The 25,950-nt window shown below is 59.5% G+C and carries 23 protein-coding genes and 3 tRNA genes; 10 read left to right on the top strand and 16 right to left on the bottom strand.

Features of this window, described 5'->3' with window-relative positions; translation table 11 throughout:
• Positions 1–7 precede the first annotated feature (7 nt).
• The 6 genes from C6Y56_RS15170 to C6Y56_RS15145 form a co-directional block, all read right to left on the bottom strand.
• On the bottom strand, positions 8–1,582 hold the full coding sequence (locus C6Y56_RS15170) for an ABC transporter ATP-binding protein (RefSeq protein WP_169430580.1): 1,575 nt from the start codon (positions 1,580–1,582) through the stop codon (positions 8–10).
• Positions 1,583–1,595: 13 nt separating this feature from the next.
• Positions 1,596–2,618 (bottom strand): ABC transporter permease, encoded by a 1,023-nt coding sequence (locus C6Y56_RS15165; protein WP_102622254.1) that lies wholly within the window; start codon positions 2,616–2,618, stop codon positions 1,596–1,598.
• Positions 2,618–3,679, bottom strand: coding sequence for a microcin C ABC transporter permease YejB (locus C6Y56_RS15160; RefSeq protein ID WP_169430579.1), 1,062 nt, complete (start codon positions 3,677–3,679; stop codon positions 2,618–2,620). Before C6Y56_RS15160 ends, C6Y56_RS15165 begins: the two co-directional genes overlap by 1 nt.
• Positions 3,679–5,547, bottom strand: a complete 1,869-nt coding sequence (locus tag C6Y56_RS15155) for an extracellular solute-binding protein (protein ID WP_169430578.1) — start codon at positions 5,545–5,547, stop codon at positions 3,679–3,681. The genes C6Y56_RS15160 and C6Y56_RS15155 overlap by 1 nt, the downstream gene beginning before the upstream one ends.
• Positions 5,548–5,681: 134 nt before the next feature.
• On the bottom strand, positions 5,682–5,963 hold the full coding sequence (locus tag C6Y56_RS15150) for a peptidylprolyl isomerase (protein ID WP_041478733.1): 282 nt from the start codon (positions 5,961–5,963) through the stop codon (positions 5,682–5,684).
• Between the two features lie 94 nt (positions 5,964–6,057).
• Positions 6,058–6,927 (bottom strand): esterase/lipase family protein, encoded by an 870-nt coding sequence (locus C6Y56_RS15145; RefSeq protein WP_169430577.1) that lies wholly within the window; start codon positions 6,925–6,927, stop codon positions 6,058–6,060.
• A gap of 336 nt (positions 6,928–7,263) precedes the next feature.
• On the opposite strand from C6Y56_RS15145, the gene C6Y56_RS15140 reads away from it, so the two are divergent.
• Positions 7,264–8,373: a hypothetical protein gene (locus C6Y56_RS15140; protein WP_249314291.1), complete on the top strand. Its 1,110-nt coding sequence runs from the start codon at positions 7,264–7,266 to the stop codon at positions 8,371–8,373.
• Positions 8,374–8,420: 47 nt separating this feature from the next.
• Here C6Y56_RS15140 and C6Y56_RS15135 read toward each other — a convergent pair whose 3' ends face one another.
• The gene (locus C6Y56_RS15135; protein ID WP_169430576.1) at positions 8,421–9,497 is read right to left on the bottom strand and encodes a 3-deoxy-7-phosphoheptulonate synthase; all 1,077 of its coding nucleotides are present in this window, start codon (positions 9,495–9,497) and stop codon (positions 8,421–8,423) included.
• A gap of 335 nt (positions 9,498–9,832) precedes the next feature.
• A complete protein-coding gene (locus tag C6Y56_RS29400; RefSeq protein ID WP_279382168.1) occupies positions 9,833–9,961 on the bottom strand; it encodes a hypothetical protein in 129 nt (42 codons plus the stop codon).
• 188 nt (positions 9,962–10,149) lie between these two features.
• Between C6Y56_RS29400 and C6Y56_RS15130 the strand changes: the two genes are divergently transcribed.
• The 7 genes from C6Y56_RS15130 to C6Y56_RS15100 all read left to right on the top strand — a co-directional run bounded on the left by C6Y56_RS15130 (position 10,150) and on the right by C6Y56_RS15100 (position 14,341).
• A complete protein-coding gene (locus C6Y56_RS15130) occupies positions 10,150–10,614 on the top strand; it encodes a GNAT family N-acetyltransferase (protein ID WP_169430575.1) in 465 nt (154 codons plus the stop codon).
• A 127-nt stretch (positions 10,615–10,741) separates the two neighbouring features.
• Entirely contained in the window at positions 10,742–11,383 is a 642-nt protein-coding gene (gene gacA, locus C6Y56_RS15125) for a response regulator transcription factor GacA (RefSeq protein WP_024012761.1), read from the top strand.
• Positions 11,384–11,385: 2 nt separating this feature from the next.
• The gene (gene uvrC, locus C6Y56_RS15120; RefSeq protein ID WP_169430574.1) at positions 11,386–13,209 is read left to right on the top strand and encodes an excinuclease ABC subunit UvrC; all 1,824 of its coding nucleotides are present in this window, start codon (positions 11,386–11,388) and stop codon (positions 13,207–13,209) included.
• Between the two features lie 32 nt (positions 13,210–13,241).
• On the top strand, positions 13,242–13,802 hold the full coding sequence (gene pgsA / locus C6Y56_RS15115; RefSeq protein WP_169430573.1) for a CDP-diacylglycerol--glycerol-3-phosphate 3-phosphatidyltransferase: 561 nt from the start codon (positions 13,242–13,244) through the stop codon (positions 13,800–13,802).
• 60 nt (positions 13,803–13,862) lie between these two features.
• Positions 13,863–13,938, top strand: a tRNA-Gly gene (locus C6Y56_RS15110).
• A 47-nt stretch (positions 13,939–13,985) separates the two neighbouring features.
• A tRNA-Cys gene (locus C6Y56_RS15105) sits at positions 13,986–14,059 on the top strand.
• A gap of 195 nt (positions 14,060–14,254) precedes the next feature.
• Positions 14,255–14,341: transfer RNA gene (locus C6Y56_RS15100), tRNA-Leu, on the top strand.
• 160 nt (positions 14,342–14,501) lie between these two features.
• On the opposite strand, the gene C6Y56_RS15095 is transcribed toward C6Y56_RS15100, so the two are convergent.
• The 4 genes from C6Y56_RS15095 to C6Y56_RS15080 form a co-directional block, all read right to left on the bottom strand.
• Positions 14,502–15,854 (bottom strand): c-type cytochrome, encoded by a 1,353-nt coding sequence (locus C6Y56_RS15095; RefSeq protein ID WP_169430572.1) that lies wholly within the window; start codon positions 15,852–15,854, stop codon positions 14,502–14,504.
• A 17-nt stretch (positions 15,855–15,871) separates the two neighbouring features.
• Positions 15,872–18,124 carry a xanthine dehydrogenase family protein molybdopterin-binding subunit gene (locus C6Y56_RS15090; protein WP_169430571.1) on the bottom strand — a complete coding sequence of 751 codons (2,253 nt, stop codon included), beginning with the start codon at positions 18,122–18,124 and terminating at the stop codon, positions 15,872–15,874.
• A complete protein-coding gene (locus C6Y56_RS15085) occupies positions 18,124–18,579 on the bottom strand; it encodes a (2Fe-2S)-binding protein (RefSeq protein ID WP_085611777.1) in 456 nt (151 codons plus the stop codon). Before C6Y56_RS15085 ends, C6Y56_RS15090 begins: the two co-directional genes overlap by 1 nt.
• A gap of 78 nt (positions 18,580–18,657) precedes the next feature.
• On the bottom strand, positions 18,658–19,590 hold the full coding sequence (locus C6Y56_RS15080; RefSeq protein WP_169430570.1) for an AraC family transcriptional regulator: 933 nt from the start codon (positions 19,588–19,590) through the stop codon (positions 18,658–18,660).
• A 229-nt stretch (positions 19,591–19,819) separates the two neighbouring features.
• On the opposite strand from C6Y56_RS15080, the gene C6Y56_RS15075 reads away from it, so the two are divergent.
• Positions 19,820–21,028, top strand: a complete 1,209-nt coding sequence (locus C6Y56_RS15075; protein WP_169432652.1) for an MFS transporter — start codon at positions 19,820–19,822, stop codon at positions 21,026–21,028.
• A gap of 199 nt (positions 21,029–21,227) precedes the next feature.
• Here the strand turns inward: C6Y56_RS15075 and C6Y56_RS15070 are convergent, their stop codons facing one another.
• The 4 genes from C6Y56_RS15070 to C6Y56_RS15055 all read right to left on the bottom strand — a co-directional run bounded on the left by C6Y56_RS15070 (position 21,228) and on the right by C6Y56_RS15055 (position 25,176).
• Positions 21,228–22,226, bottom strand: a complete 999-nt coding sequence (locus C6Y56_RS15070) for an NADP-dependent oxidoreductase (protein ID WP_169430569.1) — start codon at positions 22,224–22,226, stop codon at positions 21,228–21,230.
• 68 nt (positions 22,227–22,294) lie between these two features.
• On the bottom strand, positions 22,295–23,164 hold the full coding sequence (locus C6Y56_RS15065) for an alpha/beta fold hydrolase (protein ID WP_169430568.1): 870 nt from the start codon (positions 23,162–23,164) through the stop codon (positions 22,295–22,297).
• An 83-nt stretch (positions 23,165–23,247) separates the two neighbouring features.
• On the bottom strand, positions 23,248–24,036 hold the full coding sequence (locus tag C6Y56_RS15060) for an SDR family NAD(P)-dependent oxidoreductase (protein ID WP_169430567.1): 789 nt from the start codon (positions 24,034–24,036) through the stop codon (positions 23,248–23,250).
• A gap of 39 nt (positions 24,037–24,075) precedes the next feature.
• Complete coding sequence (locus tag C6Y56_RS15055) at positions 24,076–25,176, bottom strand: alkene reductase (RefSeq protein WP_169430566.1); 1,101 nt, start codon at positions 25,174–25,176, stop codon at positions 24,076–24,078.
• 148 nt (positions 25,177–25,324) lie between these two features.
• On the opposite strand from C6Y56_RS15055, the gene C6Y56_RS15050 reads away from it, so the two are divergent.
• Positions 25,325–25,912 (top strand): TetR/AcrR family transcriptional regulator, encoded by a 588-nt coding sequence (locus C6Y56_RS15050; RefSeq protein ID WP_169432651.1) that lies wholly within the window; start codon positions 25,325–25,327, stop codon positions 25,910–25,912.
• Positions 25,913–25,950: the final 38 nt, after the last annotated feature.

Here is a 25,950-nt window from a genome sequence, read left to right as displayed (position 1 = left end):
ATTATGCCTATCCTGGATGCGCCGCCGCCAACAGCTCTTTGGTATAGGGATGCTGCGGCGAGTCGAACACCTCATGGCTGGCGCCGCGTTCGACCACTTTGCCGTCCTTGATCACGATCATGTCGTGGGCCAGCGCCCGCACCACTGCCAGGTCGTGGCTGATGAACAGGTAGGTCAGGCCGTGTTTTTCCTGAAGCTGGCGGAGCAGGGCGACGACCTGTTTCTGCACGGTGCGATCCAGTGCCGAGGTCGGCTCGTCGAGCAGGATCAGCGCCGGTTTGAGTACCAGCGCCCGGGCAATCGCAATGCGCTGACGCTGGCCGCCGGAAAACTCGTGGGGGTAGCGATGACGGCTTTCGGGGTCGAGGCCGACTTCCCTGAGCACGCGGATCACCTGGTCATCGCACTCCTCAGCCGTTGACTGGCAATGCACCTCCAGCCCTTCGCTGATGATCTGCGCCACGGACATGCGCGGGCTGAGGCTGCCGAATGGATCCTGAAAGACGACCTGCATCTGTCGACGCCACGGGCGCAATTGTTTTTGATTGAGGCCATCGAGAGACTGGCCCTGGAAGCGGATGCTGCCTTCGGAATCAAGCAGGCGCAGGATGGCCTGGCCCAGTGTCGACTTGCCCGAGCCGGACTCGCCGACGATGCCCAGAGTCTTGCCTCGCTGGATATTCAAGCTGATGCCATCCACGGCGCGCAGCAATTGTTTGCGTTGGAACAGACCGCCGCCGACCGCGAAGTCGACCCGCAGATCTTCAACTTCCAGCACATTTTCACGCTCGTCCCGGGGCAAGGCTTCGCCTTCGGGCTCAGCGTTGAGCAACACGCAGCTGTACGGGTGTTTAGGCTCGGTGAACAAAGTTTCGCATGGCGCCTGCTCGACGATTTCCCCGGCCTTCATCACGCACACCCGCTGGGCGATGCTGCGCACCAGATTGAGGTCGTGGCTGATGAGCAGCAGCGACATGCCAAGGCGTTGTTGCAGGGATTTGAGCAGCACCAGGATCTTGCGCTGCACGGTGACGTCGAGGGCCGTGGTCGGTTCGTCGGCGATCAACAGTTCCGGTTCGCAGGCCAGGGCCATGGCGATCATGATCCGCTGTCGCTGGCCGCCGGACAATTGATGGGGGTAGGCCTTCAACCGTTCTTCCGGCTTCTGGATACCCACCAGTTCGAGCAGTTCGAGAATGCGTTTGCGGGCCTCTTTGCCGCCGAGACCTCGGTGCAGCAGGAGGGTTTCGCCGATCTGCTTTTCGATGGTGTGCAGCGGATTGAGTGAAGTCATCGGCTCCTGGAAGATCATGGCGATGCGGTTGCCCCGCAAGTCGCGCAAGGTCTTGGGATCAGCTCCCACCAGCTCCTGGCCGCGATAGCGAATACTGCCGGTGGTGGCGGCTTCGCTGTCGGGGAGCAGTTGCAGGATCGAGTGGGCTGTCACCGATTTACCCGACCCTGACTCGCCGACCAGTGCCAGACACTCGCCGGGGCGGATGTCGAGACACAGGTTGCGCACCACGGTCTGGCCATTGAAGGCGACGCTGAGGTCACGGATTTCGATCAGGTTGTCAGTCATGTCAAGTATCCGTTCATGAGCGCGGGTCAAAGGCATCGCGCAACGCTTCGCCGATGAATACCAGCAAGGACAGAATCAGCGCGAGGGTGAAAAATGCGGTCAATCCCAGCCATGGTGCTTGCAGGTTCTGTTTACCCTGGCCGATCAACTCGCCCAGCGATGCGCTGCCGGCGGGCATGCCGAAACCCAGGAAATCCAGCGCCGTCAGGGTGGAAATCGCCCCGGTCAGAATGAACGGCAGGTAACTCAACGTGGCATTCATCGCGTTGGGCAGGATGTGCCGGAAGATCACCTTGCGGTCGGTCAGGCCCAATGCCCGCGCAGCCTTGACGTATTCGAGGTTGCGCCCGCGCAGGAACTCGGCCCGTACCACGTCCACCAGCGCGAGCCAGGAAAACAGCGCCATGATCCCCAGCAGCCACCAGAAGTTCGGTTCGACAAACCCCGAAAGAATGATCAACAGATACAGCACCGGCAGTCCCGACCAGACTTCGAGCAGGCGCTGACCGAGCAAGTCGATCCAGCCGCCGTAATAGCCTTGCAGGGCGCCGGCCGCGATGCCGATCAGGGCGCTGACGAAGGTCAGCATCAGGGCGAACAGGATCGACACCCGCGCACCGAAAATCACCCGTGCCAGCACGTCCCGCGCCTGATCGTCGGTGCCCAGCCAGTTGACCGAAGTCGGTGGGCTTGGCGCCGGTTTGTTGAGGTCGTAATTCGGTGTGTCGTCACTGAACGGGATCGGCGGAAACAGCAGCCAGCCACCGTCCTTGCGGATCAGGTTCTGGACATAGTCGCTGCGGTAATCGGCCTGGAAGGGCAGTTGGCCGCCGAACTCCTGTTCGGTGTGGCGCTTGAACACCGGGAAATACCATTGACCCTGATAGCTGACGACCAAGGGTTTGTCGTTGGCGATCAGTTCGCCACCGAGGCTGATTACGAACAGACCAATGAACAGCCACAGCGACCACCAGCCTCGACGGTTTTTCTTGAAACGTTCGAAGCGGCGACGGCCCAGAGGCGAGAGCTTGAACATCAGGCGTTCCTCGCGGCGAAGTCGATGCGTGGGTCGACCAGCGTGTAGCACAGGTCGCCGATCAGTTTTATCAGGAGGCCGAACAGGGTGAAGATGAACAGCGAGCCGAACACGACCGGGTAGTCGCGGGAGACCGCTGCTTCGTAGCTCATTCGCCCGAGGCCGTCGAGGGAGAAAATCACTTCGATCAGCAACGAACCGGCGAAAAACACGCTGATGAACGCTTGGGGAATACCCGATACCACCAGCAGCATTGCGTTTCGGAACACATGACCGTACAGCACCCGACGTTCGCTCAGGCCTTTGGCGCGAGCGGTGACCACGTACTGACGGGTGATTTCATTGAGGAACGAGTTCTTGGTGAGGATGGTCAGGGTCGCGAAGCCACCGATCACCAATGCGGTCACTGGTAAAACAAGGTGCCAGAAATAGTCGGCAATCTTGCCCAGCGTCGACAGTGATTCGAAGTTGTCCGAGACGAGTCCGCGCACGGGAAACCAGTTCAGCGACGTGCCGCCGGCAAACACCACAATCAGGAACATCGCGAATAGAAACGCCGGCATCGCGTAACCGATGATGATCGCCGTACTGCTCCAGATATCGAAATGGCTGCCGTGGTGCACCGCTTTACGAATGCCCAGCGGGATCGACACCAGATAGGTGATCAGCGTCGCCCACAGCCCGAGGGAAATGGTCACCGGCATTTTTTGCAGGATCAGGTCGGTGACCGTGGCACCGCGGAAGAAACTCTTTCCGAAATCCAGCTGCGCGTAATTCTTGAGCATCAGCCACAGGCGTTCAGGGGCGGGCTTGTCGAAGCCGTACTGTTTTTCGATGTCCCTGATCAGTTGCGGATCGAGGCCGCGGCTGGCGCGGGAAGTGCCGCTCATGGTCTCGCTCGCGCCGCCGCCGACACTGGCACCGCCTATGCCTTGCAAGTGGGCGATGGCCTGTTCCACCGGACCACCCGGTGCGGCCTGGATGATCACGAAGTTCACCAGCAGGATGATCACCAGCGTCGGGATGATCAGCAGCAGGCGTCGCAGTATGTAACCCCACATCAGTGCGGCCCTCCGGGTCTGCCACGGCTGATTTTCTCGGCCGTCATCTGCTGGTTGGTCAGCGGCGTGCTGCTCATTTCCCACCAGCTCTCGATCGCTTCGTCATTGCTCGCCTGCACGGTCGGGATGCCGAAGCGGTTCCACCACACGGTCGAGGTGCCCGGCGGGTAATAATTGGGAATCCAGTAGTAGTTCCATTGCAGCACGCGATCCAGCGCGTGGGCGTAGTGCAGCATGTCCGTCTGGGTCGAGGCACGGATCAGGCCGTTGATCAAGGTATCGACCGCCGGGTTCTTCAGCACCATGTAATTGTTGGCGCCGGGATCGTTGGCCGAAGCGGACCCGAAGTAATTGAGCAACTCACCGCCGGGAGACGTGGTGACCGGGTAACCGGTGACGATCATGTCGTAGTCGCGGCTCATCAGCCGATTGACGTATTGCGAGGAATCGATGCGGCGGATGTCGAGATTGATACCGATCTGTTTCAAGGTGCGTTTGTAGGGCAGCAGCAATCGGTCCATGCCGTTCTGGCTGACCAGGAAGGTGAAACTCAATGGCTCGCCCTGAGCATTGACCAATTGGTCGCCGTCGGGTTTCCAGCCCGCCTGTTCCAACAACTCCAGTGCCTGCAGCTGCTTGTCACGGATCAGGCCGCTGCCGTCGGTTTTCGGCGCCTCGAAGACCTTCGTGAATACCTCGTCCGGGATTTGCCCGCGCAGCGGTTCAAGGATCTTCAGTTCGGCGGCGTCCGGCAGTTCACTGGCCGCGAGGGCGCTGTTGGAAAAATAACTCTGCTGGCGGATATACATGTTGCGCATCATCTGCCGGTTGCTCCATTCGAAATCCCAGAGCATGGCCAGGGCCTGGCGTACGCGGCGGTCCTGGAACATCGGCTTTTGCAGGTTGAACACGAAGCCCTGGGCCGACTGCGGCGCTTCGGTGGCCAGATGAGCCTTCTGCAGACGACCGTCGCTCAGGGCCGGGCTGTCGTAGCCGATGGAGTAGCCAGTGGCGGAGAATTCACGGTTGTAGTCGTAGGCACCGCCGCGCAGGACCTGGCGGGCGACATCTGTGTCGCCGAAGTACTCGATGCTGAAGTGATCGAAGTTGTACAGACCACGGCTGACCGGCAGGTCCTTGCCCCACCAGTCGGGATTGCGTTCAAAGGTGATGCTGCGCCCGGAGTCGACCTTGCCGACCCGATACGGACCGCTGCCCAGCGGTGGTTCATAGCCGCCACCTCCGGCGAAATCCCGGGTCTTCCACCAGTGCTCGGGAAAGACCGGCAACGTGGCGATGTCCAGTGGCAGGGTGCGATTTTCGTTGCTCTTGAAATCGAAACGCACGGTCAGGGGCGCTTCTATTGCGACGCCTTTGACGTCGGCGAACTGAGTGCGATAACGCAGGCTGCCCTGGGTCATCAGCAATTCGTAGGTGTAGCGCACGTCTTCGGCAGTAATCGGCTTGCCGTCGGCGAAGCGTGCCTTGGGGTTGATGAAAAAGCGCAGGGACAGGCCGTCCTCGGAGCGTTCCATTTTCTCCGCCACCAGTCCGTAAACGGTGTAGGGCTCGTCCATTGAACGCTGGGCCAGCGGGGAGTACAGCAGGCCGTCGATCTGGGTGACGCCGATGCCTTTGTCGATGTACGGCAGAAGATGGTCGAAGTGACCGATCTCGATCGCCGAACGGCGCATCGTACCGCCCTTTGGCGCGTGGGGATTGGTGTAGTCGAAATGGCTGAAATTTGCCGGGTACTTCGCCGGCTCGCCATACACGGTCAATGCATGTTGCGGTGCAGCGTTCACCCCGGTGGCGCCCATCAGCAGAGCCACGGCGGTGAACATCAAGGTGGAGAAAGCCAGTCGCATTGTCAGCCTTAAAGCCGGGTGAACGATAAGCGCAATTTGTACGCGAGCGCAGTGCTGATCGCCAGCCGCGAGGTGTAACCAAAACACAACGGCCCGCCATCAGGCGGGCCGTTGCACAGCAGGACGGTGAGGGGTCAGTCCTGACGGCTGGTAACTTCCAGCAGGTGATAACCGAATTGAGTCTTGACCGGGCCTTGAACGACGTTGATCGGTGCGCTGAACACCACGGTATCGAACTCCTTGACCATCTGGCCCGGGCCGAACGAGCCCAGGTCGCCGCCCTGGCGGCTGGATGGGCAAGTGGAGTTGGCCTTGGCAACTTCTGCGAAATCTGCACCGGCCTCGATCTGGGCCTTGAGTTCGTTGCACTTGTCTTCGCTGGAAACCAGGATGTGGCGGGCAGTGGCTTTAGCCATGGGAAAATCTCCAATCAAATCAGTAAAGGGTGGAGCCTACCGGATTCAGTGGCCGATTTCTCGGCAAAGTTCCGATTGGTTGTCGGATGCGTTCTCAGAGGTTAGCTGCCTGCAGACGCAAGGCGTGCTCGACATACAACTGGATCGAATCGATTGCTCCGGCTTGCTCGCCTGCGGTTCGACCCAGGCTGCGCAAGTGATCAAATGGATAGTCGGATCGGATCACGGTGCCCAGATGAGAGCTGTTGCGACCGACGAAACCGTCGTTCTGCAAAGGTTCGGTCATGAAGTACTGCGACAGGGCCCGGCAGATGTCCTGCACTGGATCGGGTTTGTGCAGGTTTATTGTCGGCACGACACCACTCCAGGAGTAGTAGCGCACATCATTGACCTGTTCGGCGCCTTGCCCGCCCCAACTCTGCGGCAGGCCTTGCGGGTACTTGTCATTGAAGTCGCCGACACCTTCGGTCGTCAGGGCACTCAATGCGGCCAATGCATGTTGCGGCAGCGCCGTGGTCCCGCTGAGCAAGCACAGGAAGTCGGAAAACACGGTGGCCACATTTTGTGCCACGGCTTCCGGCAGCTTTCCGGGTATCAGTGCCTTGCGCAGGAAATCCGCCAGTTCCGAACCGTGATTCGGCCCGCTGACCGACGTCACGGATGCGACCTTGTGTGGGGCAAGCGCTGCTGCGTAGCGAACAGCCAGTGCACCCTGGCTATGGCCAATCAGGTTGACTTTGGCCGCACCTGTGCCTTTGAGCACGGAGTCGATCTGGCAAAGCAGTTGTCTGCCTCGTACTTCATTGTCGTGAATGGCTGACAAGTGCGGCACGAAGACCTGTACGCCAATGGTCTGCAGAGCCTTTTTTACGTCGTGGAAGAGCTCAAAAGGGCCGATACGCTCGAATCCGAACAAACCGTGCACCAGGAGGATGGGGTAAAGAGTGGTGGTATTTTGTCGCATTTTTCATCCTTGATCGCAGAAGTTCATCGATATTTGCAGGCACCACTTTAAAGCAGTCGTTGAGCTCTCGATGTATGACCCATCCTCAACCGAAGTCGGAAACTGGATCAGCGTGCGCAGGAAATGTCCCTGAAATTTGAAATCCGGATCGGAATATCTGGACATCTTTTGCCTCACCCAATGATTTTTTCCTGCTATTGCCTACCTGCTGTGATGCGGTTGCTACCGCTACGCGGGATGGATGGACGACATCATTTTTCTTGTAGGGCGGGTTGAATAGAGATTCTTCGACGCAGCAAGCAAGCTGCAGGGGATTTCCATGGAATGGAGCTACGAATGAATATGCAGAACGCACGGGAACCCGCTAAGAGCGATATTGAAGTTATAACGATGATCGACTCACCGTTACACGCCTGCTTGCAGGAGCGGCCGGGTTCGTTACCCGCACTCAACCTCGAATCGGTGGAAGGAGATGTTCTGGATCCTTCATTGAGCAGGGTTGTCATCCGGATTGCGCCCTATCCCGATATGGCATGCGGTGACAGAGTGACACTGAGTTGGCACGGTCTTGATATCGAGGGGCTTGCGTATCGGCGTGAGTTTGTGCGATCGATCAGCGAGGCTCAGTTGGGGAGGGATACTGTTTTTGTCATCAGGAGCCCTCACATCGCCGCACTGGACGGTGGTTCACTGGAGGTGTTCTGGACATTGAACAGCGTAAAGTGGGGGTTACCCGTCAGCTCAGTCAGGACTCAACTGAATGTGGGAGACGTTCTATACAGTTTGCTGCCGCCCACGGTTGACGAGGCCGTTGGCGGGCATCTTGATCCGGCACGTGTAAATGAAGGCACCACAATCACTCTCCAGCCATATGCCGGGATGTCGGCCGGTGATCGAGTGGCGTTGCTCTGGCAAGGCGCTGCAGAGCATGCCTCATTCCGGGACAGCTTGATCGTCGAACCTTTTGCTGTTGGAGCACCGCTGGTGTTTGGTATCGATCCTCGATTCATCATCCCGCATTCTGGAAGCAAAGTGCTTGTTCGATATGTCATCGAACAAAAGACCGGCGCGTTGCGCGAATCGGGCTCCATGAACATCATCATTGCTCCGTTGGTGCGCGAAGAGCTGTCCGCACCACAAGTGCTTGAAGCACGGGAAGGGACGCTGGACGTACGCGATACCATTGATGGCGTCAGCGTCGTGATCAGCGATGCGCAGGTGGAGGTCGGTGAGCTGGTTTATCTCAAATGCGATGGCGAGTATTTCTTCCATCACGATGATCGGGAAATAACCAGGGCAATGGAGATCGAGCCTCTGGTCTTTATCGTTCCCTATCGCTTCTGGCGCGAACATGTCGGTACGGTTGTTCGAGTGTCCTTTTCGGTCGAGCGACTGGATGATGTCAGTCAAGTATCCGATACGACACTGCTGCGCGTGCAGGGTTGATCCAGCGGCCTTCCGGGCATGCACGCTCCGGAAGGCCGGTTTCATTTTCAGGCCCGGGACGGTTTCCGAAGACGCTCCGCAGCGTTGAGCAGCAGACGTTCCGTGGCAGAGAAACCCAGGCAGCCATCCGTTACCGAGACACCGTAGCGCAACGACTCACTCAGCGGTTGGCACCCTTCGAACAAATGTGACTCGATCATCATGCCGACCAGTGAGTGGTCTCCCTGGAGGCGCTGCTTCAGCACATCATTGAAAACGTCCGGCTGTCGCAGTGGGTCTTTGCCACTGTTGGCATGACTGCAGTCGACCATGATCCGGCCCGGAATCTTCAAGCGGCTCAGTTCCGTATGGATTCGGGCAACACTGGCGGAGTCGTAATTCGGTCCTTGATGGCCGCCGCGCAAGACCAGATGCGTGTCTGGATTGCCTGAGGTCGCGATGATTGCGGGATGTCCCTGGCTGTCCACTCCGAAATGACGATGAGGATGTGCGGCCGAGCGCATGGCGTCGACCGCGATGGCTACGCCGCCATCGGTGCCATTCTTGAAACCAACCGGCATGCCCAGCCCGCTGGCCATCTCGCGATGGATCTGTGACTCGGTGGTTCGCGCACCGATGGCCACCCAGCTGAGCAGGTCATCGAAGTAACCGGCAGCCATGGGCTGCAGCAGTTCGGTGGCAACAGGCAAGCCGAGGCGGATCATTTCCAGCATCAGCTCGCGTGACAGTGTCAGGCCGGCGGCCATGTCATCACTGCCATCGAGATGCGGATCGTAAGCCAGGCCTTTCCAACCGACGGTGGTACGGGGTTTTTCGACGTAAGCGCGCATCACCAGCAGCATCTCGTGATGGACGTCATCGGCCAGTCGGGCGAGCTTGCTTGCGTATTCGAGGGCGGATTGCGGGTCGTGAATCGAGCAAGGGCCGACGACGACCAGCAAGCGAGGGTCTTCGCCGTTGAGAATGGCGCGGATCGCCTGGCGGTGACTGGCGACCTGCTGGCTCAAGGCGCTGGCCAAGGGCAATTGCTGTTTGAGTTGCAGCGAACTGGGCAGACGCAGAGTCAATGCTTCGTTGGCCGGGTTCAGGGTGGACAGTGGCAGAGCAGAAACGGACGAGTTCATATGCGATTTTCCTGGGCTGGTCGCGGGGCTTTCCCGCCGACTCGGCCCTATTGGGGTGTTCGACAGTTGGCCGGATTGGCTACTTTTGTTGGCTTGCCACCTGTGGGTGACCGATCGGAGGCGGCAGGCTGTCCCGAGCGGAGGCTGCTAAATCGCCAGGCGGTAAAGGTGTCGTAGCGGTAATAAGTGGCGTAGTTCATGTGGCAATTCCTCAATTTGTCTGGTGTGTCGCTGAAAATTCGGGGTCTGAAAAAACAAAACCCCCGGTCGGGAGGCCGACCGGGGGTTGAGATTTCTCTGGTAGGCGACCCGTTTGTATGGGCGCCGGTTGGGTATCAGGCGCGCCAGTGGCTAAACCAATACCCAAAATAAAAGCTGGCAGGAGCACAGGCGCCGTTCACGCGGGCAGCAGCAACCGAGCGCAGGGCGCGGGTGTCAGGCAGCTGTACGATGGCGTTGAACATTATGTGTCTCCGATGAATGCGCCGAGCTTACTAGAGCCCGGGGCGCGTCAGCAATCAGAAAATGCTATCGAAGTTCAAAGAGCGTTTCTATGGCTTGAGCCTTCGGTCATGTGTGACACACTCTGCCTCTTTTTCAGCGATTCAGGGCAGAGTCGCGTTGGCGCCGACATCGCGGGAGAAGTCAGTTCATGAGTGAAGGGGACGAGCAGACAGGTTTTCATTTGCGGCAGTCAACGACCGATGACCTGTCATTTGCGCGAGAAATCACTTGCCGGAACATGCTCCGCTACTACATGAACTACGATTTGCTATGGCAGGACGATGCATTCGATATGGCCTGGGCCGGTCGCGAAAACTGGTTGATCGTGTGCGGTACTACTCCTGCAGGCTATTTCAGCCTGAGTCGTGATGCGCGAGCCTTGTATATTCGTGAGCTGCAGGTCTGTGAGGCGTTTCAAAGGCGAGGGGCAGGTTCCTGGGCGATCGATCAGGTTGTGGCAATGGCGTGCCGGGAGCGTCGTCCGGCAGTGCGCCTCACGGTGTTCAAGAACAACCCGGCGCAAAACCTGTATCGCAGAAAGGGATTGGTTGAGCAGGGCGGTGACGACTGTTTCCTGCGGATGCAGCTCGATTTAAGTACACGTGTGCTCTGAAACGCACGTCCGGCAAGCCTTGAATGATGAATTGAAACTTTTTATATGTCGCTTGCCGCTAGGTCTGCCGGGTACTTTTTGCTAAGGTGTCCGGCATCCCAATAAGACCATATCGCGAGGTGTCTGCTTGATTAGGGTGCTAGTGGTCGATGACCATGATCTCGTTCGTACAGGCATTACACGTATGCTGGCCGATATCGATGGCCTGCAAGTGGTTGGTCAGGCCGAGTCCGGGGAAGAATCCCTTATCAAGGCCCGTGAGTTGAAACCCGATGTGGTGCTGATGGACGTCAAGATGCCTGGCATCGGCGGCCTGGAAGCCACGCGCAAATTGCTGCGCAGCCATCCGGACATCAAGGTGGTTGCGGTCACCGTGTGCGAGGAAGATCCTTTTCCTACGCGCTTGTTGCAGGCCGGGGCTGCGGGTTACCTGACCAAGGGCGCCGGACTGCCGGAAATGGTGCAAGCCATTCGCCTGGTGTTCGCCGGTCAGCGTTACATCAGCCCGCAGATTGCCCAGCAACTGGCGATCAAGTCCTTTCAGCCAACCAATGATTCTCCGTTCGACGCCTTGTCGGAGCGGGAAATCCAGATTGCCCTGATGATTGTCGGCTGTCAGAAGGTACAGATCATTTCCGACAAATTGTGCCTGTCGCCTAAGACCGTCAACACTTACCGTTATCGTATTTTCGAGAAGCTTTCGATCAGTAGCGATGTCGAGCTGACGCTGCTTGCGGTACGCCATGGCATGGTCGATGCCAGCGCCTGACCATGACTGAGACATTTGATTCCGGCGCGTTTCTGTCGACGGTCAGCGGGCGCCCCGGCGTTTACCGCATGTTCGACAGTGATGCGCGTCTGTTGTACGTCGGCAAGGCCAAGAACCTCAAGAAACGTCTGGCCAGTTACTTTCGAAAGACCGGGCTGGCGCCTAAAACAGCTGCTCTGGTGGGGCGAATCGCCCAGGTCGAAACGACGATTACGGCCAACGAAACCGAGGCTCTGCTGCTTGAACAGACACTGATCAAGGAATGGCGACCTCCTTACAACATTCTGCTGCGCGACGATAAGTCCTATCCGTACGTTTTTCTGTCTGACGGGCAGTTCCCGCGACTGAGCATTCACCGCGGCGCCAAGAAGGCCAAGGGCAAGTACTTCGGCCCTTACCCGAGTGCCGGGGCCATTCGTGAAAGCCTGAGTCTTCTGCAAAAGACGTTTTTCGTGCGTCAGTGTGAAGACAGCTATTACAAGAACCGGACCCGTCCGTGCCTGCAGTACCAGATCAAGCGATGCAAGGCTCCTTGTGTCGGACTGGTCGAACCTGAGGTCTATGCCGAAGACGTTCGCCACTCGGTGATGTTCCTTGAGGGGCGCAGCCATGCGTTGACCAACGAGCTGTCCGGTGCGATGGAGGAGGCTGCGATCAATCTTGAGTTTGAACGCGCCGCCGAACTGCGCGACCAGATCGCATTACTGCGTCGGGTCCAGGATCAGCAAAGTATGGAAGGTGGTACTGGCGATATCGATGTAATCGCCGCATTCGTCAACCCGGGCGGTGCCTGTGTGCATTTGATCAGTGTGCGAGGTGGACGGGTTCTGGGGAGCAAGAATTTCTTCCCGCAAGTCGGTATCGAAGAGGACGTCGCCGAAGTCATGGCTGCATTTCTCGGCCAGTATTTCATCAGTAGCCCTGAGCGCGACTTGCCGAGCGAACTGATCGTCAACGTGGTTCATGATGATTTCCCTGCATTGATTGACGCGATCCATGAACTGCGGGGGCGCGAGTTGACCATCAGCCATCGGGTCCGCGGAACCAGGGCGCGCTGGCAGCAACTGGCCGTGACCAACGCCGAACAGGCGCTGGGGGCAAGGCTGGCCAATCGTCAGCATGTCGCGGCGCGTTTCGAGGCGTTGGCTGAAGTGCTGAACCTGGATGAGCCGCCACAGCGCCTGGAGTGTTACGACATCAGCCACTCCAGTGGCGAGGCGACGGTGGCGTCCTGTGTGGTATTCGGTCCGGAAGGCGCTATCAAGTCGGATTACCGCCGCTACAACATTGAAGGTGTGACGGCGGGTGACGATTATGCCGCCATGCATCAGGCGCTGACCCGGCGCTTCAGCAAGTTGAAGGACGGGGAGGGCAAGTTGCCGGACATTCTGTTGGTGGATGGTGGCAAGGGCCAGTTGTCGATGGCCCGGGATGTGCTCAATGAACTGGCAGTGCCGGATCTAATTCTGCTGGGGGTTGCGAAAGGCGCGACGCGCAAGGCGGGGTTCGAGACTTTGTATCTGAATGATGCGGCGCACGAGTTCACCCTGCGCGGCGACTCCCCGGCGTTGCACCTGATTCAGCAGATCCGTGACGAAGCTCACCGATTTGCGATTACCGGACACCGTGCCCGTCGCGGTAAAACCCGGCGTACGTCAACACTGGAAGGCGTGGCGGGGGTAGGCCCGACCCGTCGCAGGGATTTGTTGAAACATTTTGGTGGATTGCAGGAGCTGTCTCGTGCAAGCATCGAAGAGATCGCCAAAGCGCCGGGGATCAGCAAAAAGCTAGCAGAGTCGATTTATGCAAACCTGCATAGTGAGTAGAATGCCCATTCACCTCGTAGCCAGTTGTGCCGATGAATATCCCTAATCTGATTACCGTTCTCCGTGTCCTGCTCATCCCGATTTTCATTTTGCTGTTCTATCTGCCTTACCAGTGGAGTTATCTGGCCTCAAGTTCGGTATTTGCCTTCGCGGCAGCCACAGACTGGCTGGACGGTTACCTGGCGCGGCGCCTGGAGCAAAGCACCCCGTTTGGCGCGTTCCTGGATCCTGTCGCTGACAAACTGATGGTTGCCGTTGCACTGGTGTTGCTGGTGCAAGAACACGGTAACCTCTGGCTCACACTGCCGGCAGCCGTGATCATCGGTCGCGAGATCGTGGTTTCTGCATTGCGTGAGTGGATGGCCGAACTCGGTGCGCGGGCTCATGTTGCCGTATCGAACCTGGGTAAGTGGAAAACCGCTGCGCAAATGCTTGCGCTGGTGATTCTCCTGGCCAATCCCAAGGTTTTCAGCTTCTGGGTTTTTCTCGGTTATACGTTGCTGATGGTCTCGGCAGGCCTGACCCTGTGGTCGATGGTTCAATACCTTCGGGCTGCCTGGCCGCATCTGAAGACCGATGTTGAAAAGAAATAAAACTTTTTTGAATCAAAGGGTTGACGGCGCTTCTGATTTCTATAGAATGCGCCACACCAAGCGGGAATAGCTCAGTTGGTAGAGCACGACCTTGCCAAGGTCGGGGTCGCGAGTTCGAGTCTCGTTTCCCGCTCCAAGTTTGTACAGCGTTTGTTGTTGCGCTACTGACGACAAATGTTTTGAGGCCGAGTAGCAAAATGGTTATGCAGCGGATTGCAAATCCGCCTACGCCGGTTCGATTCCGACCTCGGCCTCCACTATAAACAAGCTCCGTAGATCCATGATTTACGGAGCTTTTTTATTTGTATTACGCTGAAAGATTTAGTCTTTAAAACAGCCTTTGCAAACTTGCTTCACAGGGGACTGATGTATATATTTCCCCCTCTGCTGAACGGGGTAACGATCTGTCAGGATTGCTAACCGGCATCAGAGCAATGTAACACCGCGCTACCGCCCGAATGGCGAAACTGGTAGACGCATGGGACTTAAAATCCCCCGCTCGTAAGGGCGTGCCGGTTCGATTCCGGCTTCGGGCACCATTAATATCAAGGGCTTGCATGATATATCTCATGCAAGCCCTTAGTTCTTTTTTCCGCAATCAAAAAATCTTTTCCGCAATTCGTGATCGTCAGTCACTTTGTGGGGTATCCCGCGCTGTGCGCAGGACCAGCAAGTCGATGCTCTCCATCGGGTTCTCCTCTAACGCATCTGCAGAATGATCGGGCTGCTGCTGGCCGGGTCGGTGTGTTTCCGCAGTTTGCCAACCGTCTGTGCGTCGACAGCACTGCTCTGATTACCCCAGGTGCTGCGCATGAAGGTCAGTACTTCGGCGATCTGCTGATCCGACAGCTGCTCACGGAAGGCCGGCATGCGATAGGCATCCGGCACGCCGGCCGCCACCACACGTTGCGCGCCATTGAGGGTGATGTTGATCGCCGAGGCGCTTTCCTTGGCCAGTGCAGAGGTCGCGCCGGCCAGCGGCGGCATCCATTGCGATTGACCCTTGCCGTCCAGACCGTGGCAAGACGCACAGCGTGTCACGTAGGTATGAGCACCGGGCGAGTCCAGACGTTGCGCTGCCGAAACCGCTTGGTACTGCCAGGGTGCGCCATCCCGTTCGCGATCCCCGGGAAGCGACTTCAGGTAGTGGGCAATGGCTGTCAGATCGTCATCGCTCATGAACTGCGTGGAGTTGTTGAACGCCTCGGTCATCGAGCCGTAGACCACCGCATGTTGGTTGCGCCCGGTCTTGAGGAACTGCACGATTTCCGACTCGCTCCAACGGCCCAGGCCGGTGTTGTGATCATCACGCAGGCTCGGCGCGTACCAGCCATCGAGCAAGGCGCCGGCAAGGTAGGGCTTGCCGGACTCATCCAGTGCTTTTTCGTTGAACGCCAGGCTGCGCGGTGTATGACAACTGCCGCAGTGTCCGGCGCCCTGAACGAGGTAAGCGCCACGGTTCCACTGTTCATCCTGCGACGGTTTGGCTACGTAGGGCTCGGCATCGACAAACACACCGTTCCACAGTGCAATCGGCCAGCGCAGGTTCAACGGGAACGGAATCGCACTCGGGATGTTCGCCTGTTTGACCGGCGCCACGCCTTTCATGAAGAACGCATACAACGCACGCACGTCATCGTCACTGAGCTTGGCGTAGGACGGGTAGGGCATCGCCGGGTATAACCGGCGGCTGTCGGGAGCTACGCCGTGGCGCACGGCACGGTCGAAGTCCGCCAGGCTGTAGTAACCGATGCCGGTGTCCATGTCCGGGGTGATATTGGTCGCATGGATCGCGCCCAGCGGTGTGGCCATTTCCAGCCCACCGGCGAACGGCGCGCCATCCGGCACGCTGTGACAGGCTACGCAATCGCTGAGTCTGGCGACGTATTCGCCACGCGAGACCAGTGCCGGGTCGATATCGGCCACGGCGATCTGATGGTTTTCAAGGCGCGAGACGGGCTCGCGGGTGACATACCAGGCCAGCAGGCCTGCCGCGACCAGACATGGCACGGCCAACCAGCCAGCGGTTCTTGCGAATCGGCTGTTGTTCATAAAGGCTCCGGCGATGATCAGGTGAAGGTGTGTCGGCTCAGGGGCAGGCTGCGTACCCGCTGCCCGGTCAGCGTTGCCACCGCATTGGCGACGGCAGGCGCGACGGCAGGCAACGGCGGTTCACCGATGCCACCCATTTTTTCCCCGCTCTCGACCACACGCACATGAACCCGTGCCATCCGCGCAGGCGGCAGGATCGGATACAAGTCGTAGTTGCGCGCCCTAGGCTTGCCATCAATCCACACGGCTTCTTCCACCAGGGTTTGCGACAGTCCCAACGCCACGGCACCATTCACCTGAGCCTCGACAATCGCCGGATTGACGATGCTGCCGGGGTCAATCGCCTGCCAGATGTCATGCACCTTGACCTGGCCGTTTTCGATGGAGACCTCGGCGATCACCGCAGTCTCCGTACCGAACGGCGAAGCCATGGCCACGCCTCTCGCCCGTCGGCTGCCGTCTTCGGCGGTAAACGGGCCACGCTTCCAGCCGCCCGACAATTCACCCACTGCTTGCAATAACGTGGTCAGCCGTTTGTTGTCACGCAGCAAATGCAGGCGCAGGTCGAACGGATCTTTGCCGCCCTTGTCGGCCAGTTCATCGAGGAACGATTCATAGAAGAAGTCGTTGAGGGAATTACCCACCGAGCGCCAGTAACCGAGCATGGCCGGGCCTTTGACGTAGATCTGCGCGATGCGCTTGTTGGGTATCGCATAGGACTTGCCCGACAACCCTTCCAGCGCCGTCGGGTCGAGTTTTTCACCTTGCTTTCCGGCAAGGGCTTCGGTCGGACCTTCGGTGGCACTGATCGCTTCGATTGCCAGCGGCCAGCCGTCGCTGTCCAGCGCGGCACGGAAATTCACCGCCGCAACGGGACGGAGCACGTCACGCAGAAACTCTTCCTCGCGACTCCAGATCAGTTTGACCGGGCGCCCAACCGCTTTGGCCAGCGTGATGGCCTGAGGGTAGGGACTGGCCGAGTCGTAGAGGAAATGCCGACCGAAGAACCCGCCCAGCAGCGGCGAATGCAAGGTGATGCGTGACGGATCGAGCCCGGTGCGCTTGGCGATGTCGGCGCGGAACATATCCGGCGCCTGATTCGGCAGCCAGACCTCCAGCGAACCATCCGGATTGAATCGGGCCAGTGCTGAAGGCGGCTCCAGTTGTCCGTGGTTCAGGTATTGGTTGTGGTAAGTGGCGTCGATCCGGGTCTTGGTCTCCTTGAGAATCGAAGCCACATCGCCTTCATGTTCATCATCTTTGGCGGGGCTTTTATCTTCAGCGAGGCGCTTGAACCACGCATCGCTGGAAAAGTCGGCGGGCATCGGCCGCACTTGGCTGTCGGCCGTCGGCTCTTGCCAGTCGACCTGAATCGCCTCGACGGCACGTTTGGCGTGCCACCAGCGCTCGGCGACCACCGCCACTGCGCCCGGCAGCCGGTGCACGGAATGCACGCCTTTCATTGCCTTGACCTGGTCTTCGTTGCGCAGGTTGCTCACGGTCATGCCCAGGCGCGGCGCATGTTGAACAGCAGCATGCAGCATGTCGTCGACTTTCAGATCGATGCTGTACAGCGCCTTGCCCGTGGACTTGTCGTAAGCGTCGAGACGCTTCACCGGTTTGCCGATCCAGCGGAACTGGCTCGGATCACGCAGCTTCACAGAGGCCGGATCGGGAACCGGCAGATCCATCGCACGCTCGGCCAGTTCACCGTAGGCCAACGAGCGCCCCGACTTGGCGTGCACGACTTTGCCAGGCTCGGTGCTCAACTCGCTCACCGGCACGCCAAGTTGCTGCGCGCCCGCCTGCAACAGCATGGCGCGGGCAAGGGCACCGAGGCGGCGCATGACCGGGTAACTCATGCGCACCGACATACTGCCGCCGGTGATGCGCATACCGTTTTCCATCACCACATAGGCTTCGCCGGGTGGCGCGGCTTCGACCAGAAAGGTCGCCGGGTCGGCATCCAGTTCTTCACCGACGATCTGCGCCATCGCAGTGAACGTGCCTTGTCCGCCTTCCATGAATGGGCAGAGCAGACGCACGCGGTTGTCCGGGCGGATCTCGAGAAACGCCGGGACCTGTGTGCCACGCTCGGCAGTTGCAGTTGCTGCAGCCGCCTGTACGCGTGTCACACCCAGCGGCAGACCGAAGCCGAGCACCAATGCGCCGACGGCGGTACCGGTCAGAAAACGTCTGCGCGACACATTGATCGGTTCATGCAGATCCAGTACTGAAGCGTGTTGTGAAGGGTCGATACGAACGTTCATCACGCGTCCCCCTTGCCGGCAAGCTCATGCACGGCGGCATGAATGGCGTTGTAAGTACCGCAGCGGCACAGATTGACCATCGCCGCCTCGATCTGTGCATCACTCGGTTTGGGGTTCTGCTTGAGCAGCGCGGTGGCGGCCATCACCTGCCCGGACTGGCAGTAGCCGCACTGGGCGACCTGCAGATCGACCCAGGTCGAGACGACTCGTTTGCCCACGTCATCGGTTTCGATGGCTTCAATGGTGGTGACCTCGCGGCCAACTACACCGGCCACTGGCGTGACGCAGGAACGCACCACATTGCCGTCCACCAGCACCGAGCAGGCGCCGCATTGCGCCAGTCCGCAGCCGTACTTTGTCCCGGTCATGCCCAGATCATCGCGGATCACCCACAGCAAGGGCGTATCGGCGTCGGCATCGACCTGATAGGTCTTCTGGTTGATTCGTAGTTCCATGGTTCACCCGCTTGATCATCGGTTGACGTGCATTGTTATGAGCGGTGACACGTGGCGGGGCGAATCACCGGTTTTCGTTCAATTCGCGACTGTGCCGAGCGCTTCTGCCTCGAAGGGCTGCCCGCGCAAAAGGGCCATGTCACGACTCGGCGCGGTGCCGAACAGGCGGCCGTATTCGCGGCTGAACTGCGAAGGGCTTTCATAGCCGACCGCAAACGCTGCCCGCGACACATCGAGGCGCTCGATCAGCATCAGCCGCCGGGCTTCGTTGAGCCGAAGCCATTTCTGGTACTGCAGCGGACTCATGCCGGTGAGCTGGCGGAAATGATGGTGAAAGGTCGGCGCGCTCATCTGTACCCGCGCGGCCAAATCATCGATGCGCAGGGCATCGGTGTAGTTGACCTTGAGCCAGTCGATCGCCTTGGCGATGCGATAACCCTGACCGTCGACGGCAGTGATCTGCCGCAGCCGCGGGCCTTGGTCGGTGTGGAGCAGTCGATAGTGAATTTCTCGCAGAATCAGCGGTGCCAGGACCGGGATCGCCTCGGGTTCATCAAGCAATGCCAGCAAGCGATCGAGCGCGTCCTCCAACGCTGACGACAGGCTGCCAATCGCAGCGCCCGTACCCGTTGATGGCTGGCGTTTCGCGGGCAAGCCGCTCTTGGTAATGACCTCGGCAAGCATGCTGACATCCAGTTTCAGCACAAGGCCGACACAGGGCTGTTCGGGACTGGCGAGCATCACTTCGGAGTTGGCGGGCAGGTCCAGCGACGTGACCAGAAACCGCGATGGGTCATAGCTGTAGCCCTCACCACCGACCCACAAGCGCTTTTCGCCGCGACCCACGAGAATCAGGCTGGGCTCGATCATGCACACAGCGGGGGGCGCCGGCTGGTCGCGACGAAACAGCGTCAGTCCGGGTATGGCCGTGGCGAAGTCACCCGGCGTGCTCAGGCGCGGGTCGATGTGCAAGGCCAAAGGCGATTCCTGGGGCAGAGAGGGCGGGTTCATGTCGGGTCACTCCTGTTGTCCGAACTCTAATCCGCGCGCGAGACGTTTCCTATCCGTCAGCCTGCATCGCCAGAGGATCAGGCAAGCATTCAAGAGGAATGCGCTAGGGAAGGGCCGGATTGACCGGGAGAATGTGTCTATCTGTTACAGGGGCAGTGCCCGCATAGACGAAGAACCGCTGACCCCTGCGCATCACATCCATACGTATTCCGCTCTACAGGTCTTTCTCATGACGTTTCCTTCTACAGATCCTTCTAAAAGAACAGGCGGCTGGAGCGCCGTGCTGGCGATGTCGTTGGCCGCGTTCGCCCTGGTCGCTTCAGAGTTCATGCCCGTCAGCCTGCTGACGCCCATCGCGGCTGACCTGCACATCACCGAAGGTCAGGCAGGGCAGGGGATTTCCGTGTCCGGTGCCTTTGCATTGATCACCAGTCTGTTGATTGCCTCGGTCGCCGCTCGCATCGAACGGAAGAAATTGTTGTTGGGCCTGACCTTGCTGATGATCGTCTCCGGTACGGTCGTCGCGTTCGCCCCGGGCTACGCGTCATTCATGTTTGGACGTGCCTTGATCGGGATTGCGATTGGTGGTTTCTGGTCACTATCGGCGGCGACCGCCATGCGTTTGGTGCAACCTGATCAGGTTGCCCGTGCGTTGGCCATCGTCAATGGTGGTAACGCTCTGGCGACGGTCATCGCCGCTCCGGCGGGCAGCTTCCTTGGCTCGTTGATCGGCTGGCGCGGCGCATTCTTCTGTGTGGTGCCGGTCGCAGCGTTGGCAGCCGTGTGGCTGCTGATCAGCCTGCCGTCCTTCAAGGCCGAACGCCAGGCAGGTAGCGGCAATGTCCTGCGGCTGATGAAGCAGTTGCCAGTTGCTTTGGGCATGGTCGCCGTCAGCGTATTTTTCATGGGCCAGTTCATGCTGTTCACGTACCTGCGGCCCTTTCTTGAGGGCGTGACTGGCGTCAGTGTCTCAACCTTGTCGTTCATGCTGCTGGGGCTGGGGCTGGCCGGTTTTATCGGCACCTTTTTGATCGAGCGGTTTATGGGGCGCAGCCTCTACCGCACGTTGACCATCATCCCGCTGATCATGGCGGCCATCGCGCTGGCGTTGGTCAGCTTCGGCAAATCACCGCTGCTGACCGCCGTGTTGCTCGGAATCTGGGGGCTGGTCGCCACGGCCGCGCCGGTTGGCTGGTGGATGTGGCTGGCGCAGACGCTCCCGGATGATGCGGAAGCCGGAGGCGGCTTGCTGGTGGCCATCGTCCAACTGGCGATCGCCGCCGGCGCAATCATTGGCGGTCTGGCCTTTGATTTGAGCGGCTACAAAGCCACCTTCGAGCTTAGCGCCGCTGTCCTGGTCGCCGCGTCTGTGCTGGCCTGGCTGGCCGGGCGCAATACCACGGAAGTTCATCTTGTCGAGTCGAACGCGACAGCCTGACGAGATTACATTCAACCCGTTTCGCCCTAGGGCTCAAGCATCAAACTGCGCCAAACGATAACGGGCGGTTCAACCCGCGTAACATCCGGTTGCGGCGCTTCCTGTTCCTGCACCTCTGGCGAAATCACCTCGGCTGATGACCGCTCAAGCAGTAAAAGCTGTGCAGTTTCTGTGGTCGACTCATGAGTCGGCGGCGTGGTCATTTGAGCGCAACAACGACCTTGCCCTTGGCGCGTCCCCGCTCAACGTACTTCAATGCCTCGGCCGTTGATTCAAAGGGGAAGGAGCGATCAACCACAGGTTTGATGATTCCGTCCTCCACGAGCGCGGTGATGCGTTGCAGTTGAGCGCCATTGGCCCGCATGAACACGAACGCGTAGCTGACATCCTGCTTGCGCGCTTTGCGACGAATGCCAAGGCTCAACAGGCGCATGACTTGCTGCAATGGCCAGGACAACCCTTGCTCCCTCGCGAACTGCACAGTGGGTGGGCCCGAGATGGAAATGAGTTGACCACCGGGTTTCAGGACCACGAGTGATTTCTCCAACACGTCGGCGCCAAGGCTGTTCAGCACCACGTCGTAGTCACGCAGTACATTTTCGAAGTTCTGCTGTTTATAGTCGATGACTAGATCGGCCCCCAGCGCCTTGACCCATTCGACATTGGCGGTGCTGGTAGTTGTGGCGACAAACGCACCGAGGTGTTTGGCAAGCTGAACCGCAATGGTGCCGACGCCGCCAGAACCTGCGTGAATCAGCACTTTCTGGCCCTTTTGCAGCCGGGCGGTTTCAACCAGTACTTGCCAGGCGGTCAGTGCAACCAAGGGCAGGGATGCGGCTTGTGCCATGTCGGTATTGGCGGGTTTCAGGGCGACCGCGTTTTCGTTCACGGCGATCAATTGGGCGAAGGTCCCGATCCGCGCTTCGGGCGGGCGAGCGTATACCTCGTCTCCCGGTTTGAAGCGTGTCACCTGCGGGCCGACTTCAACCACAACCCCCGCCAGGTCATTACCCAATATCAACGGAAAGGCGTAGGGCAGAATCAGCTTGAAGTCGCCTTTGCGGATCTTCGAATCCAGCACGTTGACACTGCTCGCATGGACCTCGATCAAGACGTCGTGGGCACCGACGGCGGGGGCGGGCGCTTCGCCAATGCGTCCGGGATTCTTGCCATAGCCATCAATCAGAAATGCTTTCATCGTGGTGCGACTCTTGCTGGTTATACGGAGGGTAGTCGGTGGGGTTGCGGTGTTGCTGCGTGACGTGGTCACGCATCGAGAAACGCCTGCGCCTTGGCCACAAAGTCGGCGTGATGCTGGAAAATCCCGCCGTGCCCGGCATCCTCATAAATCACCAACTGTGCGTTGGGGATAAGCCTGGCCAGCTCAAATGAGTTAACGCTGGGCACCATGAGGTCGTTGTCGCCGTTGACGATTAGCGTCGGCGTGCGCAAGTGCCCAAGCGCTTGCCGCTGTTGTCTGCCCCACGCGGTGATGGCTCTCAATTGCCGCAGGAAGGCGCGGGGCGTCGGGCCCTTGTCGCGATTTTTTTTGCGTGCCTTTAGGCGTCTTAAATACTGCGAGGCAGACCGTCGCCCATTGGCCGACGAGGTGAAGAAAAGGTAGAACTTGGGATCGCGCAGGGTCAGCAAGCCTTTGAGGATCAATGGCCATGATACTGTGCCGACCTTGTCGATGCCGGTGCCGCCCGCCGGTCCAGTACCGGTCAGAATCAACCGGCGTACCAAGTCAGGCGCCTTGAGGGCAATATCCTGAGCGACGAAACCTCCGAGGGAGAAACCGAGCACATCCACGGTTTTCAGCCCCAGCGCCCTGATCAGCTGGATGGCATCGTCGGCCATTTCGCTCACTGTCAGTGGCGCGGTTCCCCCCGAGTTGCCGATGCCGCGATAGTCGGTGGTGATGACGCGTCTGGTTTGCGCCAGGCCATCGATGATCGCGGGGTCGAAGTTGTCCAGTACTGCACCCCAATGGTTGAACAGTACCAAGGGCATGCCGGTCGCGGGCCCGGTATCGCGGTAGGCGAAGGGAATGCCGTTGACCGTGATCGACTGGTTCGCCGCGTCAAGAAATGGCGTCGGCAAACCCGAGCGGGAATTTGTCTGCATTGAACTCATTGTCACTCCGGACAGCGGGCAGGATTCGATGCAATGCCGTGTGCCTGCATCGAATCTGCCGCGAATGCTCGCTAGCAAAAAAATCACTGTGGCGTCTGGTAGCGTTGGGCGACCGCAGACTGGCGGATTTGCCCCAGCAGGCCCTGGCGTGCGCCCTGCAGGTCATCCCAGCGCTCAGCTTCGTGCAGCGGCGGGATGGTCACAGGTTCGCGACGATCGAAGCCGACCAGTGCGGCATCCACCAGATCACCCACTTCCATGATTTCGCTCAGGGTATTGATGTCGACGCCGGAGCGATCCCAGATTTCGGTGCGGGTGGCGGCGGGCAACACGGCTTGCACGTAGACGCCCTGAGGCGAAAGCTCCAGGCTCAGGCCTTGGGAAAGGAATAGCACGAAGGCCTTGGTCGCACCGTAGACCGTCATGCCGAACTCCGGCGCCAGACCCACCACCGAACCGATGTTGATGATTGCGCCGTCGCCGGCCTTGGCCAGGCGTGGGGCGATGGCGCTGGCGAGCCGCACCAGCGCTGTGGTGTTGAGGGCGACCAGTTGCGCAACGCTGTCGGTGCTTTGGTCGACGAAGTGGCCGGACAGCGCAGCGCCGGCGTTGTTGACGAGAACGCCGATGCGGGCGTCATCGCGCAGGCGGCTTTCAACGGTGTTGAGATCGCCGAGTTGGGTCAGGTCTGCGGGGATGACATCGACGGCGACGTCGTGCTCGCTGCGCAAACGCGCTGCCAGTGTGTCCAGGCGAGCCTTATCGCGGGCGACCAGTACCAGATCGTGGCCACGTTGCGCGAAGCGTTCGGCGTAGACGGCGCCAATGCCGGTGGAGGCGCCGGTGATGAGAACAGTAGGGCGAGTGCTCATGGGGTATCTCTCTTTCAGGAGGTGAGAAACAGAACGCGCTCAGCTTGCGCTGACGCTTGATTCAGCCAGCGTCGGGTAGTCGATGTAGCCCGCCGCGCCGCCGCCATAGAGGGTGGCGGGATTGAACGCGGACAGCGGCGCGCCCTGCTTGAGGCGCTCCACCAGATCCGGGTTGCCAATGAACGGGCGACCGAAGGCGATCAGGTCGGCCTGGTCTTCGGCGAGCCGCGCGTTCGCCAGGTCCAGGTCATAGCCGTTGTTGGCGATATAGGTGTTTTTGAAGCGCTGGCGCAGGGCACCGAAATCGAAAGGGGCCACGTCGCGCGGGCCGCCGGTCGCGCCTTCGACCATGTGCAGATAAACCACACCGAGGGCGTCGAGTTGCTCGACAACGTAATTGAATTGCGCCTGCGGATCGCTGCTAGACACGCCATTGGCCGGCGACACGGGAGACAGGCGCACGCCAGTGCGATCCGCGCCGATCTCGTTGATGACAGCCGCCGTCACTTCGAGCAACAGACGCGCACGATTTTCAATCGAGCCGCCGTAGGCATCGGTCCGCAGATTGGCGTTGTCCTTGAGGAATTGATCCAGCAAGTAGCCGTTTGCACCGTGAATCTCCACGCCATCGAACCCCGCATCGACCGCGTTGGCCGCAGCCTGGCGGAAATCGGAGACGATCCCCGGCAGTTCGCTGGTTTCCAGGGCGCGGGGTTCGGAGACGTCTTCAAAGCGGTTGTTGACGAACACTTTGGTCGCGGCACGCAGCGCAGAAGGGGCCACCGGTGCGGCGCCGTTTTCTTGCAGGTCAACGTGTGAAACGCGGCCGACATGCCACAGCTGCAGGAAGATTTTTCCGCCCTTGGCGTGGACGGCATCAGTGACTGTGCGCCAACCGTCAATCTGTGCCTGGGTGTAGATCCCGGGGGTGTCCTGATAACCCTGACCCTGTCGGGAAATCTGAGTAGCTTCGCTGATCAGCAAGCCGGCGCTGGCGCGCTGGCTGTAATAGGTCGCCGCGAATTCGCTCGGGACAAAGCCCTGGCCCGCGCGGTTGCGTGTCAGCGGTGCAAGAACGACGCGGTTCGACAGGGCGAGACTGCCTAGCGTGTAAGGGGTGAACAGAGTCTGTTTGGTCATCTGATGAATCTTCCGTGCCCGTGGATGGAGATCGGTGGGTGTGAAATTAGGATGATGATCGAAATCTAAACTGTCAACGGTTTTGATTATGGTCGACATCTATGTATCATCGGACGCAGGAATTCCCGCTGAACACGAGGTATTGCACGTGAGAGTGACCAAGGCCCAGGCGCAGGCCAATCGAGAACACATCGTTGAAACGGCCTCAGAGCTGTTCCGTGTGCGTGGTTTTGACGGCGTCGGTGTAGCGGACCTCATGGCGGCTGCCGGTTTCACTCATGGAGGCTTCTACAAGCACTTCGGTTCGAAGGCCGACCTGATGGCCGAAGCCTCGGCCTGCAGTCTTGGCAAATCGTTAACAGGTGCCCAGGCGCTCGACGTGCCCGGTTTCATCAACGTCTATGTGAGCAGAGAACATCGCGACGGACGCGGCAGCGGTTGCACGATGGCCGCACTGTGTGGCGACGCGGCGCGTCAGACGGACGATGTGAAAGCGACGTTTGCTGAAGGCATTGAACGCACCTTGCAAACCCTGGGGGGAAAATATCCGACAGGGCCGGATGCCGCAGAGGGTGAGGGGAGAAAGAAAATGATCGACCTGCTGTCGCGTGCGGTCGGCGCGATTATTTTGTCGCGTGCTTGCCCCGATGACTCCGCACTTGCTGATGAAATCCTTGAGGTGTGCCGGGCAGAAATGCTTGCTTCATTGCCGGTCGAGGACGTGGAGCCGGAGTAGATAGGGCGCTCACTCAAAGCGTAGTTTCAGTAGAAGTG

Source organism: Pseudomonas fluorescens (assembly GCF_012974785.1).
In the GTDB taxonomy this organism is placed as follows: Bacteria; Pseudomonadota; Gammaproteobacteria; order Pseudomonadales; family Pseudomonadaceae; genus Aquipseudomonas; species Aquipseudomonas fluorescens_BT.
Note: the sequence above shows the minus strand (reverse complement) of the source record. Positions and strands in the feature narration are given on the sequence as shown.